Here is a 16,099-nt window from a genome sequence, read left to right as displayed (position 1 = left end):
ACTTTTCCTGACCATTTTTTTGCTCCAATATTTCGTCTTGAAAAGAGGATTTATGGTATGCATAATGCTGATCCCCTCGAAAATCAGTAGTAAATCCGAATAATGCAGATGTTATTCTGTATTCATAGAAGTTTGCAAGAAAGGCGGTGAAACTTTGAAATGGTATCATAAAGCCATATATTCATTTGTGAACTCTGTTTTACCGACAGCAGTAAAACGGCAGATGATGGGTGTTGGCAGAGTGACAGTGTCTAATAACGCTAACCCGTGGGGCATATTTAACTGGCTACCCAAGAAACATCAGCAGGCTCACAATATTGACCTTACCAAGTTACAGAGCTATACAGCAGAGGAATTACTGGAACTTCTGATATCAGTTCATCCAGATGTATCCTATGCCTTATACACATACTTACGTATGGGAGATACCGAATTAACATTTACAGCTAAGAAGCTGAATGGGAATGTAGATAAGGGCGGGCAACGAGTACTGGATGAACTCAAAGCTATGCTTAACACACCTCTACCTTCGACGGGATACCAGCATGGCCGATCTTTGAACAAACTGGATACAATTCAGCGTATGATGATTATGGTTCGCGGAGCTTGTGCTGGTGAAATCGTATTGAATGAGCGATGTAATGATGTAATTGATATCGTACCAGTTGATCCGGCGTTAATTTGGTTCCGTAGGGAACCAGAAACTAATAGACTTATACCCTGGCAATACGTAAAGAATCCGAGAAGGAACCCAAATGAGGAGTGGTTCGGTAATTACAAGAAGATTGACACACCAACGTTCATCTTTGAAGAGTTTGATCCTATGGTTGATGATCCTTATGGACGAACGCCTATGCTTCCAGTGCTGCAAGTAGTATTCTTTCATCTTCAGGTGTTAGCGGATCTAAAAGCAGTGGTCCATAACCAGGGGTATCCACGGCTTGATATCTCCATGCTGGAAGAAATCATGCTGAAGAATATGCCGAACAACTTGAAAAGTAATCCCGATGGTCAACAGAAATGGCTTAAAGAGCGAATGGAAGAGATGATAAACCATTTCAACTCACTCAATCCAGACGATGCCCTTGTCCACTGGGATAGTGTAAAGGTGGAATACCTCAAAGGCGGTAATTCTGGGCCAATGATTGATATTAAGAAGCTGATTGATATCATTGATACTCAAATGGCTACTTCACTAAAAACACTGCTTACCATCCTTTCCAGGCATCAAGGATCAACTGAAACATACAGTTCGATTGACACTCAAATATATATCAAAAATGTAGAGTCCGCGCGGAGCGTAACCAAACGTTTCTGGCAGCGGGCTTTTTCGTTGTCTGCAAGAGTAAAGGGGACTCAAACAAAGGTTGAAGCTGACTATCTCCCCATAGATCTACGCTCTGAAAATGAAATTGAACGTGACTGCCGTTCAAAGATCGATAACTACATCATAGCGGAGAAGAATTTTTACATCACACCTTTGGAAGCTGCTGAGGAAATACGTTGGACTCTTGGTATTAATGCCAAAATTCCTGCTGAATTACTTCCTCTGCTTGTAAAGAAGCATGAATCTGATTCGAATGAAGAAAATACTCCATCGGAGGGAGGTGAATAAACAATATGGCTAAACCTACACCCGAACAATTGGCGAAGATCAATCAAAAAGCATTGGTCCCTTTAACCGATGAACAGACTCATGTGTTTCAAGCGAGAATCATTGGAACCAAGCGTATTGATAAGTACAAAATGAAGATTACTCCAAACTTCCTACGCAAAATGGCAGATCAAGTTAAAGAGGGAGTTGTCTTGCTGGTTGACCATCCGTGGCAGAAGTGGGAAGCCTTATCTTTCCCGTATGGCAGAACTTTTGACAGTCGAATTATCGAAGAGGGAGGGGAACTGGAACTTTACGGTGATCATTACATGGCAAAGGGGCTAGAAGCTAATGGGATCTCAACGGATCAACTGGCTGCCGGAATTGATTCAGGAACTATATTTGACACCTCGGCAGGCTTTGTAACAACGAAGCATGTGTGTGGTATCTGCGGCGGTGATTACTACGGACCTTCGGCATGCTCTCACATCCGTGGACAAGTGTATGACGACAAAGAATGTCTTGTTTTAGCTGATGACGGATACATCATGGAAAACTCCATTGTATTTGATGGAGGATATGAAGGCGCTGGAATAACACGTGAATTTCTGTCGATGAAACAACATAGTGAAGCTGAGCAACAGCGACAAACTGAATATGAACCGCTACTTTTAGATGCGAAGTCGCTTGATGGTGATGAACGCGTCTTTTATTTTTTCAGCAACAAAGGCGGCATGTCCGCTTTTGTATCTAAACAGCATCAAATAAAAGAACAGGCCAACACACTGGCCCAAGGAGATGACACTGTGACAGACGAACAAAAAGCTGCGTTGGCAGTAGCACAAACCCAAGCAACTGCATTGTCAGCAGCTAATAGTGAACTTGGACAAATTCGAGCTGCATTGAGTGTAGATAATGATTCCGATATTCTGAGCAAGCTTACATCATTGAGCGCTCAGGCTGCTGATGGAGCGACATACAAGATCAAAGTTACTGAGCAAGCATGTGGAGCTGGTGTCCGTGCTCTTGGTGAAGCTTTTAATGTAGAAGCCATGAAAACGGCATTATCTCATCTGCCAGTATCTGAAATTGAAAAGATCGGCGCAACGTATGAGGCACAGGCACAAGCTGCTTTGGGTGGCGGTGGTCGCCATACACAAGGTGACGATGTAAACCTTCCTGAGGGAGCACTGAATGGAACACCACCAACCAACTCACAAAATGATGGTGGCGAGAAAACGCCAGAACAACTTAAAGCATTAGCTCGTGAAGAAGCTCGGGCGGCACTTAAGAATACAGGCAGGGGTAATCTGCTTAAGGAGGATAAATAATTATTGTGCAATCTCAGTATAATGGCGCTCCTGGTCCCGGTCAGGTTATTGCTCAAGAGTTTACGGAGGTTCTAGCGTCTACTGACCTTCAGGCTAACCTACCGGGAGGGATCTTGCTGAAACAAGGGCAAGGAATCCTGAAAAAAGGGACGATTATAGGCAAGATCACAGCAGCAGGAGCGGATAAGGATAAAGCGGTAACTTATAGTTCCGCAGCAACCAACGGCTCCGAAGTGGCACTGTGTATCCTTGATAATGATCATGACACAACACTTTCTGATATCGGGGCATCTGCGTGGATTGCAGGTATTTTTGATTCATCCAAATTGACTGGCTTAGATACAGCAGCTAAAACAGTGCTGAAGCTTTGCTACTTTGTATAAGGGGGATAAACACACATGGCAAACGTACTTGATCCATATTTCCTTACGGAAGTCGTTCAGAACATCCGAACAGATATTAACAGCTTTCGAGGGGCTCAACTGCTAACCAATGGAGTTGACTTCAAACCGGAACTTGGACTCACTATTGAATACGACATCACCTATGACGATACGGGTATGACGCCACCTACAGGATTGAATGATCCTTCACCTATTCATACTCCACCTGTGGTGAAACACATGAACTTCACGAACCAAGAATGGAGAGAAAAGGTTGTTATTGACCGTGAAAAGATTGCTACATTGAGAAAGCCAGGCAACAGTCTTGAGCAAAAGTGGGGCGAAGAATACATGATTGAGAAAATGGTCGGTCTGAACCTTCGCCTTGAGACACGGTTTGAGTGGATGAGATGGCAGTCATTAACGGGAAAACTTATTGTACCAGCCACATCCACCAAACCAGCCAGAACGATTGACTATGGTGTTCCAGCTAATAACAAGCCAACAGCAGCCGTATTGTGGAGTAATACCGAAACAGCAGATCCATTGGCTGACTTAGATGGCTGGTCACTTCGATTCCGAGGGAGTGGGGCTCGTCCTGTTAAAATTATTGTTAATAAGAAAGTCGATATCTATTTGAAGCAGAATGCTAAAATCCGCGAATTGATCAAGTACACTTTTGGTAAAGATGTTGTCACTGACGGTTCGCTTGCTGAAATTGTCAGCCAAAATTTGAATGGTCTTAAGTATGAAGTTTACGATGGTGGTTACATTGATGACTCTGGCGTATTCTATCCGTTCATTCCAGATAATGCAGTAATCATAATCGGTCAAGGTATGACAGGCTCAATTATGGATCTTGTGACCGGCCCGAATAACTATGAAGACATTTTCACCGGTCATACAGGAAAGTTTGTACTGACTAAGTTGATCAAAGGAGACCCCGATCAATGGCAAGCCATCAATGGTGCAACAGTGCTACCGCGTCTGAAATACGTTAACTGGCATATCTTCGCAACAGTGGCGTAAGGGAGGAGATCGAATTTATGACAACTGTAAGAGTATTGGTTGATGCTGTTGGGCAATACAATTCGGGGGACATCGTAACAGATGCCCCTGATGGTCTTGTAGATATCGCAAAGAATGAAATCCGTAATGCCGCAACTGGGCAATTGCTTGCGGAGATTGTAGATGGTAATGGGGCTCTTGATGGTTCTCCTTCAGAACGGGAGTTGCAACTTCAGGCCGAATTAGAACAGTCCAAAGCGCGAGAAGCAGAATTACTTGAGCAAATTGATATTCTTCAGTCCGATGGTGAGTTGAAAGAATTGAAAGCCTCAGCTAAGGAATTGAAAATACCCGGATACACCAAAATGAGTATTGAAGAATTGAAACAGGCTATCAGTGCTGCAGGCGGTGCAGCAGATGGCAACTAATAAGATACTCACTACAGAAACATATCACGAGGAGATTAGAGGGCGTCTAGGCGTTGGTGAGGATGTAATATCCGATGCTGACATAGACGCTCTTTCTGTTTTGCCCATTGGAGAATCGAGGATTGTAAAAGCCGTTCCTGATTATGCTGAGTTAACTGGTGAGGATCAAACTTATGTGTATGCAGCAGCCGTTTGTATGGTTGCTGCCATACTGGTCCCTTCCATGACAGCGAGAATCAAGAAGTCTAAAAAGGACTTTGACTTCTCTTTTGAAAATCAGGCTGTTGATTGGAATAAATACGCTGTTCAGCTTGTTGATGAAGCCTATGAGTTAATCGAGTCCATATCAACAGTACAGCATGGGACAGATGTTCCGGTATTCGGTGTAGCTGGGCCGACTCGGGCGAGAGAAAGGCGGCAAACTAATGTTTAAAGACTTCGCTCATAGGCATTCACCTTGTACTGTCAATGGTGAGCCTGATGTCGTTAAAAGAGTATATGTACAATGGTTTGTTTTCTTCGGAAATCATTTGTAAAGCCGGGAGATATAGTTCAGAACGAATCGTCGTATTTGGTACAGACTCTACGTACAACAACTGAGGAGGACAACCACTGCTCTCTGATTAAAACGAACGTTTTAATTGAAGTCCAGCGCTTCAGCAGTCCTATGATACAAACTGGATCGGCTACACTCTTCTAGACAGAAAAATTGTGGTCTAATATAGTAGACTACAGACCAACCTAGAAGGAGCAAACGGATCATGACTAAAAAAGAAAGACGTACCTTTAGCGCTGAATTTAAAGCGTAGATGGTTCAGCTCTATCAAAGTGGCAAAGCACGAAAGGATATCATTCAAGAATATGATTTGAATCCTTCATCGTTGGATAAATGGGTGAAACAGAGTTCCACATCTGGATCCTTCAAAGAGAAAGACAACCGGATTCCAGAGGAATTAGAACTGCTCGAACTTCGAAAACAGAACAAGCAACTGCTCATGGAGAATGACATATTAAAGCAAGCCGCGCTGATCATGGGACGAAAGTAAATGTCATTCGCCAGAATAAACATAAATACTCGGTATCAGCAATGTGCGACGTCCTAAAACTCCCGAGAAGCACCTATTATTATGAAGAAAACAAAGTAGAAGTGACATCGGAGGGTGAGCTTCCCTCCCTGATTATGGACATTTTTCAAAGCAGCCGTCAAAACTACGGTACGCGTAAGATCAAAAAAGCGTTACACCAGCAAGGCTCTACGGTATTCAGGCGGAGTATTGGACGAATCATGAAGGAATACGGGGTGGTTTCCTCGTATACGGTTGCTCAGTACAAGCCTCATCCCACGAGATGCAATGAAGCCAAGCAAGCGAATGTACTGGACCGGAAATTTGAACAAGAGCAAGCGTTGTCTGTCGTCGTAAGCGATCTGACGTACGTCCGAGTGGGTTCATATTGGAACTACGTATGCTTCTTTGTAGTTCTGTTTAACCGCGAGATTATTGGCTACAGTGCAGGCCCTCACAAGGAGGCCAAGCTGGTTTACCGTGCTTTGGCTTCAATTAAGGGCAACCTGAATGACATTCAACTCTTCCATACCGACCGAGGCAATGAATTCAAGAATAAGCTCATCGACGATGCGCTAAAGGCTTTTCAGATTGAGCGTTCTTTGAGCATGAAGTGCTGTCCCTATGACAATGCCGTTGCGGAAGCTACTTTTAAAATTTTCAAAACGGAATTTGTGAAGAAACGTCATTTTGAAAGTCTTGCTGAGCTAACCACAGAATTACATGGCTATGTACACTGGTTTAACCATATTCGGATTCACGGTTCTCTGGATTACTTGAGTCCAGCTGAGTTCAAGCAGAGACACCACAAAAAAATTGTCTAGTTTAGTGTTGACAATCCATATGTGTTGGATGCCTTGAAGACTTAGAAAGAAAACAAGTCATTACACCCGGGTATACTGGCACTTCTAAACCACTCACTCTCGAGAGTGACGAGTCGAGTTTTACATTGTTCTTCCTTATAGGATGGCTGGTTTGATGACTAAATACTATGCGAGAAAAATGATCTTTACTACTTACTGCAGCTTACTACAGCGGCAGGTCGGTCTCAGAAGATTAAGGAAAATCGATTACTGGAAGCTTTGGATGAGAGACAGATTTCTGTTTTGAAAATATGCTAAATGATATTTGAGGAGCATCAGCCAAACAGCAAATTCCGTTTCGATATGGTATTTTGGTGATTGGTAACAAGTAGTGGAACTTATAGGAAGATAACCAAAAGTCCACATACTAAAAAGAAGGACCCAAAGAGTATAGATACAGAGCCTCTAAATTTCATGCCGTCAATGTAAGCGTCGCTTGGTTCTGAGTCACCTTTGATCTTCCAGGCTTCGTTTGCACGCCATCCCCAAGTGGGGTTACGTTTACTTAAAATACCAAGTGAGAAAAAAATAATTGCAATAAAAATAAGCATGAATCCCATTTGATCAACTCCTTAAGTAAACTATACCAAAAAAGAACGACAGATGGAAAATGTCGTCCCTCAAGGACAGATGGAAAAAAAGAGGGCTTTGCCCTCCATATGATGGTGTAATGTTAATCTGAATAGGCAACCGCATTAAAACTTTCTATTCCTATTCGGGTGGCATCCGCTGTGCAAAATAAATATAAGGTATACACTAATTCATTTGATGGTGGTAGAGGGACATTGTAATCGGATGCATTAATAGTAACGACCTGTACAGCGTTTGGGTTTGCTTCGGAGACACTAACAGAGTAAAGGGCGTATGCAACAGGAGAGTCGAGAGTGCCTCTAACAATAGAAATAGCAATAACGGAGTCAAAAGGTGGAGTAGTGGGAAATGAAAGCTCAGCAATCCCTGATAATTGTACACGCATATTTTCCCCAGCGCCCGTCACGTCTAAGCCAAGCTCTGCGATGGCAACAGGAGTATTGGCTGGCATGGAGATTGAGATCGTATTACCGTAACTTGCGTTTTGAGATGTTCGAGCATCTAACAATCTAGTCATTATCTCATCTCCTTTTTTGGGTAAAGATTTTGCAAGCTGGAAATAGAAAGATACATACAGTGCAGGGGCTGGATCGGTTGATAGTAGGGCTATTAAGCTTTAGAAGGATAAGCAGTAATAATCTAACACGATAGGGTCAGACCTATGCCTATTTTCCCAAGATCAAGTCAACAGCCCAATCTTTTTGGTTAATTGCACAATAAGCTACTTTGACTAGACTTTGGAGGTGATCATTAATTATGTTTAGACATTATTATTGGCAAAAGAAAATGCATCGGAGAAAATTTAGAAGATGTGTAGTTAAAAAAGTCAAAGTTTTACCGAAAGTTATTGTTAAAGGGATCCGAGGACCTCAAGGACCTCAGGGACCGCAGGGAGCGCAGGGACTGCCGGGTCCACAGGGAGTTCCAGGTGCTCAAGGCCAGCAAGGGCTACAAGGTTTTCAAGGAATTCCCGGACCAACAGGACCCGCAGGAGCAGTAGGGCCAGCAGGAGCAGTGGGGCCAGCAGGACCAGTGGGACCGGCAGGAGCGGTAGGACCCGCAGGAGCAACGGGGGCAGCAGGGCCAGCAGGGCCAGCAGGCGGCGGGATATCAGACTTCTTAAGTGTCTTCCGAGCAGATCCTGGTACGGGAACGGACACAGTTCCGGGTAACTCACCAATTACCTTTACTGGAGTTTTGGCTAATGTTGGTGGTGCATTTACTTTCACTCCTCCATCTACAACGATAACAATCAACGAAACGGGAAGCTATCTAATAGATTTTACAATTCATAACCAAGGTGATGCTGCCTTTAACCTTACCGTAAATGGAATCCCTGTTACTCCTGTTCCCTTCACGGGTAACGGTGGCGGACCAATTTCGGCAGAAGTCATTATTACTGTAGGGGTCGTTCCTACAACTATTCAATTGGTAAATGCAAATGCAACCCCAGCCCAACTTCATAACTTTACCAATACTACTCTTACTATATTAAAGTTGACCGTTTAAGCCATTTTTAATGATATATAGAACATTATATGTAGCCGCTTTAGAAAAGACTGTACGATTTCATATCGTCAGTTTGTCTAATTCACTTATAGTAAGCAGACGAATTTATGGGGGAGGGATTGTATAGCATGGCAAGAGAACGTAGTGGCAGTAATAAGATCCATTAAACACTATCACTACTCCAAAGCCTATCTTTAAAGTTAAAATGGTAAATCCGCAGTAACATTGTAAAAAAACAATGATATTATTCAAACATTGAAATATGAATGCTAAGAAGGTTAGGAAACTTTTCCTACCTTCTTTTTGTTGTGGCATTTAAAAAAGAAATTTATTCGCACGAAGATCAATAGTAAATCTGGATAAGTCAGACGTTATTCTGTATTTATAGTAGTTTGCGAATGTAGTCCATCCGGCATCGGTTAGCGTCAAAGATGGACATTGGTAGGGCGAACAGTTCCAAGTAACTCCAATCAGTGAGGCATTTTTAACTGGCTGTCAAAAAAGCATCAGCGGGCGTAAATAATTGACCTGAATCACACTAATGGAGATTTGCCGGAGCTACTTGTATCTGTATCGCACACAAGTTCACCAGTGGGAACGTGATCAATATCTGTACTTTACTAAATAGTGAAACCCCTTGGGGCTCTAGGGGATATGGCCCATTGGTGAGATAAACCAAGACACCTTCAAGGTAAATGGAAATTCTCTTTCTGAAAATGCCATAGTGGTAAGCGTAAAGGCACAGCATAGTAAAACAGCAAAGGCAATCGAATCATGAAGCTAAAGATTGCTGACAAATTGTCGAAAACATCAGTAAGTTCTTCAACATTAGTCATTAGAGAATCCAATGTGGCTAAGACAAAGAAGAAATTAGACAGTGTTGAGAAGGCTATAGCTAACTATAAGTCCTTCTCTTTTTCTTCCGAATTAGCATGGTCAGGAAAAGGAGGACAGGCAGAGCAATCTGAAAGATAGGCCAAACTCGAACCAAGGCTACATGAAGACCGAACCACAAAAATTCGGTTAACCTAGAGGAGAGAAACGTAAGGGCGTATATGATGATACTTAGCAACAGTAAAGCAGGCTTATATCTAAAGGGGGTTATCGTTTGAAGCCCAATGACGGCACCAAACATAAAACCAGCCGTTTTGATTCCGATTCCAATAAATAGAATCATCGAAAACAGGACATCAGCTCTCTCAACGATCTTCGGTAGCTGAATTAGTTGTGTAACCTCAAATAAGGGATAGGTGCTTGATGCTGCCCATTCCGGACCTAAAACCAGGATTGTTAGTTCATTCATTACAATAAGGAACACAGCAGTGATCCAGTAAACAATGACGATTGACCGCTGTAATTTACGTTTATCCGTAACAATCTTGAACAGCACAAGAAAAAGAACCGTCTGCCCGAAGGGAAAAGACACGATCTCGGGAATGGCAGCCTTCACTACGGGAGTTAGACCATTCTCCAATACAGGAAATAAAAATTCAAAGTGAATGAGTCCTGTAAAAGGAGTAAGCAATAATAAAATGCCATAACCAAAAACCAATAGAAGAAGGAAGATATGACATAGAAGGAACCAGACCCTCGGTCCAAACCACACTACATCGGCACAGACAATTAACGCTATAAACGTAATAACTTCGGTAGGAGTTCTGTTAAGTAATGTCAATGCGCCGAGCTCACCAATGTCCCTGACACTCCTGGAAGCTTCATAAGCAAAGTAACTGATGAACAGAAGACCACCCAGACTACCTATCCATTTTCCCCAATAATGGCATAGGAGCTCGTACAAATCTCGATGTGGATCAAGTTTATGCATGTATAAATACATGATTAGCAAGACGAAGCCTACAAGTGCGCCGATCAGCATGGCTAGCCATGCATCCTGCTTGGCTGTAGCTCCCAAGAGGAATAAGGTTGTACTGCCAACCTGAAACAAGGAAAAAGCGATAGCTAACCCGGATACCCTGGTGACGGTTTTATTCATACTTTTAAAGCCCCTTTATACAAAATGGGTTAGGTTTGACTTCCGATATGCTTCTGTAGGAGGCCAGGACGCTGAATCCGTGCATCCACTCGAATGTCCAGTTCTATCTTCTTGAATTCCTGATCCCAGTCTTTTTTCACCGTTCCCCACTCCCTTGGGAACCTCCGGTGAATCCGGTCAGCAAAACCAGTTGCGTCTACACCAAGTTCCTGAAGTTTAGCCCAGCCCTTATTTATCGTACTGGTCACTTCTTTTGCAATCTCTTCTTCCAGATCATGTATGGTCTTCGTCTTGGAAATATCCTTAGTGCATGTAGTTTCATTTAAAGTCCCATTAATTTTCACTCCAACCTGCATAGTGTAATGAGAACTGGTTTTTCTGGGTGTAAGCTTTACATTAGCAGAGTTTACTAGTATGGAAGAGTACATTTCCCTACCGGGCTGTTTGCTGCATGGGAACGAAATTTCGCTGTTGTTAATCTTTTGAGACAGATAAGATACACCCAGACTCTCTTCCTTGTTGAGAAACCCTTTGAGCTTTCCTTTTTGGAATACCGCCAATTTAGTCAATGCCAGTTTGAGCGGGGCCGAGGTTTTTTTGAAGACATCCAGACTCTCTGCTTCCTTCACATCCTGATAGTCCCCTTCTCCGGTCAACTCGGCGACCGGTACTCCAATAGATTTGGAATCCGAGTTCATGCTTAATACGAAATCATAAACCCTAACTTTCGGAAACACCGATAAAATATCACTCTCTTTGTCGACTAATTCAGCCATGGCGACGCCTTGAAGTTTTTCAGGCGGCAGTAATTTCTTTAATAGATCGGATGCTAAGCCGTCCGTTACAATCATAGTTACCATCTCCCTTGCTTCCGTATTACGAAGATAAAAATCAATTAAACGGTCCATTCCTTTCTCAGCCGCTCTCTTACCGATAAATACAACACGATTATGTGCTATGTAGATTTGTCTTGATGTTTTTAAATTGCTGTACGATAACGCCTGGTTATAGGTTTTGGACTTTACTGAGAATACATGGGATGCCGGTTGAGAAGACCCTCCCGTTCCTCCTCCGGTACCACTTGCAAGGGCGGAGGGAATAATAATCTGATAGGACATCATCCACTGTCCGTCGTCCATCATATCTACTCCTGTAGCCGCAGTTACCCACAGCTCATTCAGTTCGACTCGGTTCCAGCAACCCGCCAAAATGAATAATATGACCAAGGCCAAAATAAATCTGCCTGATTGGGACATATCGGTTCCTCCTTACGCCATGGGATCTCGGCTGTGTTCCCCCGCTTGTTCTGCAAATGATTCCTGTTCCGTTGCCTGTCTTACTGGATTGACATCCCCAATCATTTTCGGCCGTTTCTTCATCTTCCACCAAGGTACACGCACAAACAGGTCTTTCATATTGCTCGTATAGAAAGGTGCGAGCGGCATCATATAAGGAACGCCGAACGAATTCACAGATACTAATCGAACGAGGATGGGAACCAAGCCCGCCAAAACGCCGTATAATCCAAATAAACCCGCTAACAGCATGAGTCCAAATCTGAGCAAACGAACAGCCCCCGCCATATTGATCGCAGGTAGTACAAAGTTGCAGATAGCTGTGAATGAAACCACAATCACCATAGCTGCAGAAACCAATCCCGCCTGTACAGCAGCTTGTCCAAGAACCAATGCCCCAACGATAGAGATTGCAGGCCCTACGGCGCGCGGCATTCGTACTCCTGCTTCGCGAATAACCTCAAAGGTCAGCTCCATTAGCATTGCTTCAAGCAGGGCTGGCAATGGTGTATTCTCTCTCTGCGCAGCCAAAGTGATGAGCATTGTTGTAGGCAGCATTTCCTGGTGAAACGTTGTTGTTGCAATAAAGAATGAGGGTAATAGCAATGCCAAGAAAAAGGATGCCATTCGAACGATTCGAAGAAAAGATGCCAGATCATAACGTTGGTAGTAGTCTTCACTGGATGCGATGAACCGAAAAAAGGTTACAGGAGCAATCAATACAAACGGAGTCCCATCAACCAATATCGCTACTAACCCCTCAAGCAAGCTGCCTGCTACAGTATCCGGGCGCTCAGTGTTATATATGGTTGGAAAGGGGGTCCATACCCCATCTTGAATAAATTCCTCGATATATCCACTTTCGAGAATACTGTCCGTGTTAATGGAATCTAATCGTCTGGAGATTTCCTTAACCACCTCTGGATCTGCAATGCCTCGAATATATGCCACCGATACCTTCGTCTGCGTGTATGATCCGATAATTCGAGAATCAAAGTGGAGTTCAGTTGATTTGATCCTTCTCCGGAGGAGTGCGATATTGGTGGATATATCCTCTGTAAACCCCTCTTTAGGACCGCGAATTACTGTCTGCGATGTTGGCTCCTCAACCGCTCTTTTAGCCCCCCCGCTCATAGAAGCAGCAAAGGCCTTGGTGCTGCCTTCGACAAGGAGAACCACCTGTCCATAAAGAACGGCATGGATAAGTGCTTTCTCATTTTTAAGGCAAGTGATGCCCCCAATAGGAATACGATCCATCAACCAACTTTCAACATTACGATCGGAGAGATCCCCATTTCGAATACCTGCAGTAAGTTCCTCCAGCAGTGTCGTTAAAATTTGCTGATCAATCAGGCCTTGAAGAAAACCTACAGCGAGAACCGGATTGCCCTGTTTATCGTTCAAACAACGAAGAATGAAATCCGTGCTATGTCCTATTTCCTGCTTCAGCAAGGTCACGTTGTCCTTAAGCGTGCCACTCAGTTCCTTGGATAACTCAGTCGATTTTTTATCATTAACTGGTTCAGAGCTCGTGCCATTTTTAGATCGTGAAGGCTGCTTAAACAGCCATTTTTTTAACTTGTCAACCATAGCAATACAGTTCCCTTCTAGATAGCGGTTAACTGTAATATGTTGCTATTCCACGATTTATATGTACACACCTTCCAAAAGATGTTTTTATATCAATTTATTTCAACTATGTTTACAATAGTAGAAGCTTTTTTAGTGGCATACGGCAAAAATTGTTGGCCGGTATAGACACAGTCTAAGAGAAGGGCTTGCGGATGTCGTTTTTGTATTGGATGGATTCGTTGTAGCCAAAGACCTTCATTCAGAGTTTTTAAAAGATGAGTCATTTCGAATGGTGGTATCTCCAGATCATCTGCTGGCATCTCGTTCCTCATTGATTGTTGATGACTTTCACAGAGAACAAATTTGGTTGCTTTACCATAGGATTTACCGGATATATCATTTTCTGCGCAAATGCTCTGGCATCGGGAAAAGTGGATTTTCACATCGTTGGCTGCTCTAATACATGTTGCAAAGAATGAATTAAAATCAAATGAAGCATCTGGCTCATAAGAGGAGCACTTGCGAAGTTATTTAAAGCACAAAAAAGTCCTCCGGAAATCACCATTTAAAGATATTCTTGCCAGATGTCATTTTTCGTTGGCTACCGTGAGGGAGGCAGAGCACTTAAATATTGCTTTTTGATAGCTGTCCACTTGACAGGGGGCGCTTCAGTTTGGAGAGGTTTTTACTCTTTTATAAGGGGAGACGATATTATGGAAGCAAAACCCGCTGTAGAATAATATAGCTCTCAGTCTTAGTGAAATAACTATTAGAATGCCCCCAATAGAAAGAATCGGCAGCCATGGATAAGAAAATAAAATAAAATCCTAGACTGCCGATGTTCTATTGAACTCTCGTGTCCCTTAAGTTCAATCGCTTCCCTTTTCATAAAAGTTGTTGTGCAAAGCTTTCTGCCGTTTAAATCATGTCTTACTCCAAGTCACTTTGTAAATTTCTAATCTCCACCGAGTTCAATCGTTTTCGTGGCGACACGGTCATGAAATTCCCGATCATGTTCCACGAATACAATGGTCGGCGTGTACTCAAGCAACAGCTCCTCAATTTGCATCCGGGAAATCACGTCGATAAAGTTGAGCGGTTCGTCCCAAATATGCAGATGAGCCTCCTCACATAGGCTTCTCGCGATTAGAACCTTCTTCTTCTGCCCGCCGCTAAACGCCGATATATCCTTCTCAAACTGGATGCGGGCGAAATCTAGCTTACGTAACACGGCCTTAAATAAGCTTTCGTCAATTCTGTGCTCTGCTGCATAATCGGAAAGCGTTCCTCGCAGATGAGAAGTATTCTGGGATACATAGGAAACGCGAAGCTGCGGCTCCCGCTGAAACGTACCTGTATAATGTAGCGTCTCATCGTTCAGCAGGCGGAGCAAGCTAGACTTACCTGAACCATTTGGACCTGAAATTGCAATCCGATCTCCTGGTTCGATCGTCAGACAAATGTTCTTGCAAACCGCTCTTTCCCCGTAGTAAATCGTGACGTGATCCAGCATAGCCAATTCCGATTTGGGATACACGAGCTGAGAGATCGCAAGGCTTTCTGACTGTTCGATATTTCGGAGCAATTTCGATTTTTCCTCTAAAGCGGCGTGTTGCCGCTGTTCGATGGATTTCGAGCGTTTCATCATTTTCGCTGCCTTATGCCCGACGTATCCCTTGTCAAGCTTGGAGCCGGAGTTTCGTGTGCCGTTTTTCGATTTTTCGGTCTCGAAAGACCAGCCGCTAGTACGTTTAGCAGAAGCAGATAAACGCTGTATGTCTTTGTACAGCTTTTCGTTTTGTGCCATTTCGAACGTATCTTGGCGAGTTTTGTTCGTCCACCAACTGGAGAAGTTGCCTTTTTGGATTTCGATATTCGTTTTGTTGATCGATAGAATATGATCCACGCAGCGGTCGAGAAAAGCCCGGTCGTGTGAAACAAGAATAAAACCGCGCTTCGTATTCAGATAATCGGCGACAAGCTTGCGTGCGTGCAAGTCGAGATGATTGGTCGGTTCGTCGATGAGCAGAAATCGATTGTCTTGGATGAATAGCACGGCCAGCAATACCTTCGTCTGTTCCCCTTGGGACAGCGATTCGAATGGCCGGTACAACACGTCTTCTGAAATCTTAAGCAGGTTCAGTTCGCGCATCAACTTCCAGCTCTCATAGCTTGGCACGATCTCTTCGACGACGTCTAAGGTCAAATACTCCGGGTGCTCGACGGGAAACGGAAAATAATCAAAGACGACTGGTGTGGAGATTGTACCGCTGTATTCGTATTTCTCCTGCAACAGGTTTAAGAACGTCGTTTTCCCCCGACCGTTTCGCCCCGTAAAGCCCAACTTCCAGTCTGTATCAATTTGAAAATGAACATTTTCGAATATGGGGTCATAGCTGCCTGGATAGGCAAAAGTAAGATTGGTTACCTGAATGGCGGGCATGGCAGTCATCCTTTCGTTTGGAAAT

At 43.5% G+C, this 16,099-nt stretch carries 15 protein-coding genes; 8 read left to right on the top strand and 7 right to left on the bottom strand.

The features are described 5' to 3' along the window. Positions 1–154: 154 nt before the first annotated feature. From MKY75_RS13585 to MKY75_RS13555, 7 genes are all read left to right on the top strand, one after another. Entirely contained in the window at positions 155–1,615 is a 1,461-nt protein-coding gene (locus tag MKY75_RS13585; protein WP_165146722.1) for a hypothetical protein, read from the top strand. Positions 1,616–1,620: 5 nt separating this feature from the next. Further along, positions 1,621–2,925 (top strand): hypothetical protein, encoded by a 1,305-nt coding sequence (locus tag MKY75_RS13580; protein ID WP_340885650.1) that lies wholly within the window; start codon positions 1,621–1,623, stop codon positions 2,923–2,925. 5 nt (positions 2,926–2,930) lie between these two features. Beyond that, positions 2,931–3,308: a head decoration protein gene (locus MKY75_RS13575; protein WP_340885647.1), complete on the top strand. Its 378-nt coding sequence runs from the start codon at positions 2,931–2,933 to the stop codon at positions 3,306–3,308. 15 nt (positions 3,309–3,323) lie between these two features. Next, positions 3,324–4,337 carry a major capsid protein gene (locus MKY75_RS13570; RefSeq protein WP_165146716.1) on the top strand — a complete coding sequence of 338 codons (1,014 nt, stop codon included), beginning with the start codon at positions 3,324–3,326 and terminating at the stop codon, positions 4,335–4,337. Positions 4,338–4,354: 17 nt separating this feature from the next. Next, positions 4,355–4,744 (top strand): hypothetical protein, encoded by a 390-nt coding sequence (locus tag MKY75_RS13565; RefSeq protein ID WP_025724058.1) that lies wholly within the window; start codon positions 4,355–4,357, stop codon positions 4,742–4,744. Then, positions 4,734–5,177, top strand: coding sequence for a hypothetical protein (locus MKY75_RS13560; RefSeq protein WP_165146710.1), 444 nt, complete (start codon positions 4,734–4,736; stop codon positions 5,175–5,177). The genes MKY75_RS13565 and MKY75_RS13560 overlap by 11 nt, the downstream gene beginning before the upstream one ends. A gap of 376 nt (positions 5,178–5,553) precedes the next feature. Next, positions 5,554–6,632, top strand: a protein-coding gene (locus tag MKY75_RS13555; RefSeq protein WP_152526729.1) for an IS3 family transposase whose coding sequence is annotated in 2 segments (ribosomal slippage) — positions 5,554–5,755 and positions 5,755–6,632 — 1,080 coding nt in all. Because the reading frame shifts where the segments join, the coding sequence is not laid out codon by codon here. Positions 6,633–7,009: 377 nt separating this feature from the next. Here the strand turns inward: MKY75_RS13555 and MKY75_RS13550 are convergent. Then, positions 7,010–7,231 (bottom strand): DUF6199 family natural product biosynthesis protein, encoded by a 222-nt coding sequence (locus tag MKY75_RS13550; RefSeq protein ID WP_340885645.1) that lies wholly within the window; start codon positions 7,229–7,231, stop codon positions 7,010–7,012. 113 nt (positions 7,232–7,344) lie between these two features. Beyond that, complete coding sequence (locus tag MKY75_RS13545; RefSeq protein WP_029517855.1) at positions 7,345–7,779, bottom strand: hypothetical protein; 435 nt, start codon at positions 7,777–7,779, stop codon at positions 7,345–7,347. A 239-nt stretch (positions 7,780–8,018) separates the two neighbouring features. Here MKY75_RS13545 and MKY75_RS13540 point away from each other — a divergent pair, with 239 nt between their 5' ends. Further along, a complete protein-coding gene (locus MKY75_RS13540) occupies positions 8,019–8,771 on the top strand; it encodes a BclA C-terminal domain-containing protein (RefSeq protein ID WP_165146707.1) in 753 nt (250 codons plus the stop codon). A gap of 895 nt (positions 8,772–9,666) precedes the next feature. Here the strand turns inward: MKY75_RS13540 and MKY75_RS13535 are convergent. The 5 genes from MKY75_RS13535 to abc-f all read right to left on the bottom strand — a co-directional run bounded on the left by MKY75_RS13535 (position 9,667) and on the right by abc-f (position 16,074). Continuing rightward, positions 9,667–10,764 carry a GerAB/ArcD/ProY family transporter gene (locus MKY75_RS13535; protein WP_029517853.1) on the bottom strand — a complete coding sequence of 366 codons (1,098 nt, stop codon included), beginning with the start codon at positions 10,762–10,764 and terminating at the stop codon, positions 9,667–9,669. 29 nt (positions 10,765–10,793) lie between these two features. After that, positions 10,794–12,020, bottom strand: coding sequence for a Ger(x)C family spore germination protein (locus MKY75_RS13530; RefSeq protein ID WP_340885642.1), 1,227 nt, complete (start codon positions 12,018–12,020; stop codon positions 10,794–10,796). 12 nt (positions 12,021–12,032) lie between these two features. Then, positions 12,033–13,649: a spore germination protein gene (locus tag MKY75_RS13525; RefSeq protein ID WP_029517851.1), complete on the bottom strand. Its 1,617-nt coding sequence runs from the start codon at positions 13,647–13,649 to the stop codon at positions 12,033–12,035. Between the two features lie 92 nt (positions 13,650–13,741). Then, positions 13,742–13,951, bottom strand: coding sequence for a hypothetical protein (locus MKY75_RS13520; RefSeq protein WP_029517850.1), 210 nt, complete (start codon positions 13,949–13,951; stop codon positions 13,742–13,744). A gap of 635 nt (positions 13,952–14,586) precedes the next feature. Then, positions 14,587–16,074 carry a ribosomal protection-like ABC-F family protein gene (abc-f, locus tag MKY75_RS13515; protein ID WP_029517849.1) on the bottom strand — a complete coding sequence of 496 codons (1,488 nt, stop codon included), beginning with the start codon at positions 16,072–16,074 and terminating at the stop codon, positions 14,587–14,589. Positions 16,075–16,099: the final 25 nt, after the last annotated feature.

Source organism: Paenibacillus sp. FSL L8-0663, assembly GCF_038008125.1.
In the GTDB taxonomy this organism is placed as follows: domain Bacteria; phylum Bacillota; class Bacilli; order Paenibacillales; family Paenibacillaceae; genus Paenibacillus; species Paenibacillus polymyxa_D.
The sequence above is the reverse complement of the archived record's forward strand: the minus strand, read 5'-3'. Positions and strand labels throughout refer to the sequence as shown.

Excerpts from the sequence above, each read along its gene's own strand:
- MKY75_RS13580 (WP_340885650.1), top strand. The coding sequence starts at position 1,621 with ATGGCTAAACCTACACCCGAACAATTGGCGAAGATCAATCAAAAAGCA.
- MKY75_RS13570 (WP_165146716.1), top strand. The coding sequence starts at position 3,324 with ATGGCAAACGTACTTGATCCATATTTCCTTACGGAAGTCGTTCAGAAC.
- MKY75_RS13565 (WP_025724058.1), top strand. The coding sequence starts at position 4,355 with ATGACAACTGTAAGAGTATTGGTTGATGCTGTTGGGCAATACAATTCG.
- MKY75_RS13560 (WP_165146710.1), top strand. The coding sequence starts at position 4,734 with ATGGCAACTAATAAGATACTCACTACAGAAACATATCACGAGGAGATT.
- MKY75_RS13550 (WP_340885645.1), bottom strand. The coding sequence starts at position 7,231 with ATGGGATTCATGCTTATTTTTATTGCAATTATTTTTTTCTCACTTGGT.
- MKY75_RS13545 (WP_029517855.1), bottom strand. The coding sequence starts at position 7,779 with ATGACTAGATTGTTAGATGCTCGAACATCTCAAAACGCAAGTTACGGT.
- MKY75_RS13540 (WP_165146707.1), top strand. The coding sequence starts at position 8,019 with ATGTTTAGACATTATTATTGGCAAAAGAAAATGCATCGGAGAAAATTT.
- MKY75_RS13535 (WP_029517853.1), bottom strand. The coding sequence starts at position 10,764 with ATGAATAAAACCGTCACCAGGGTATCCGGGTTAGCTATCGCTTTTTCC.
- MKY75_RS13530 (WP_340885642.1), bottom strand. The coding sequence starts at position 12,020 with ATGTCCCAATCAGGCAGATTTATTTTGGCCTTGGTCATATTATTCATT.
- MKY75_RS13525 (WP_029517851.1), bottom strand. The coding sequence starts at position 13,649 with ATGGTTGACAAGTTAAAAAAATGGCTGTTTAAGCAGCCTTCACGATCT.
- MKY75_RS13520 (WP_029517850.1), bottom strand. The coding sequence starts at position 13,951 with ATGCCAGCAGATGATCTGGAGATACCACCATTCGAAATGACTCATCTT.
- abc-f (WP_029517849.1), bottom strand. The coding sequence starts at position 16,074 with ATGCCCGCCATTCAGGTAACCAATCTTACTTTTGCCTATCCAGGCAGC.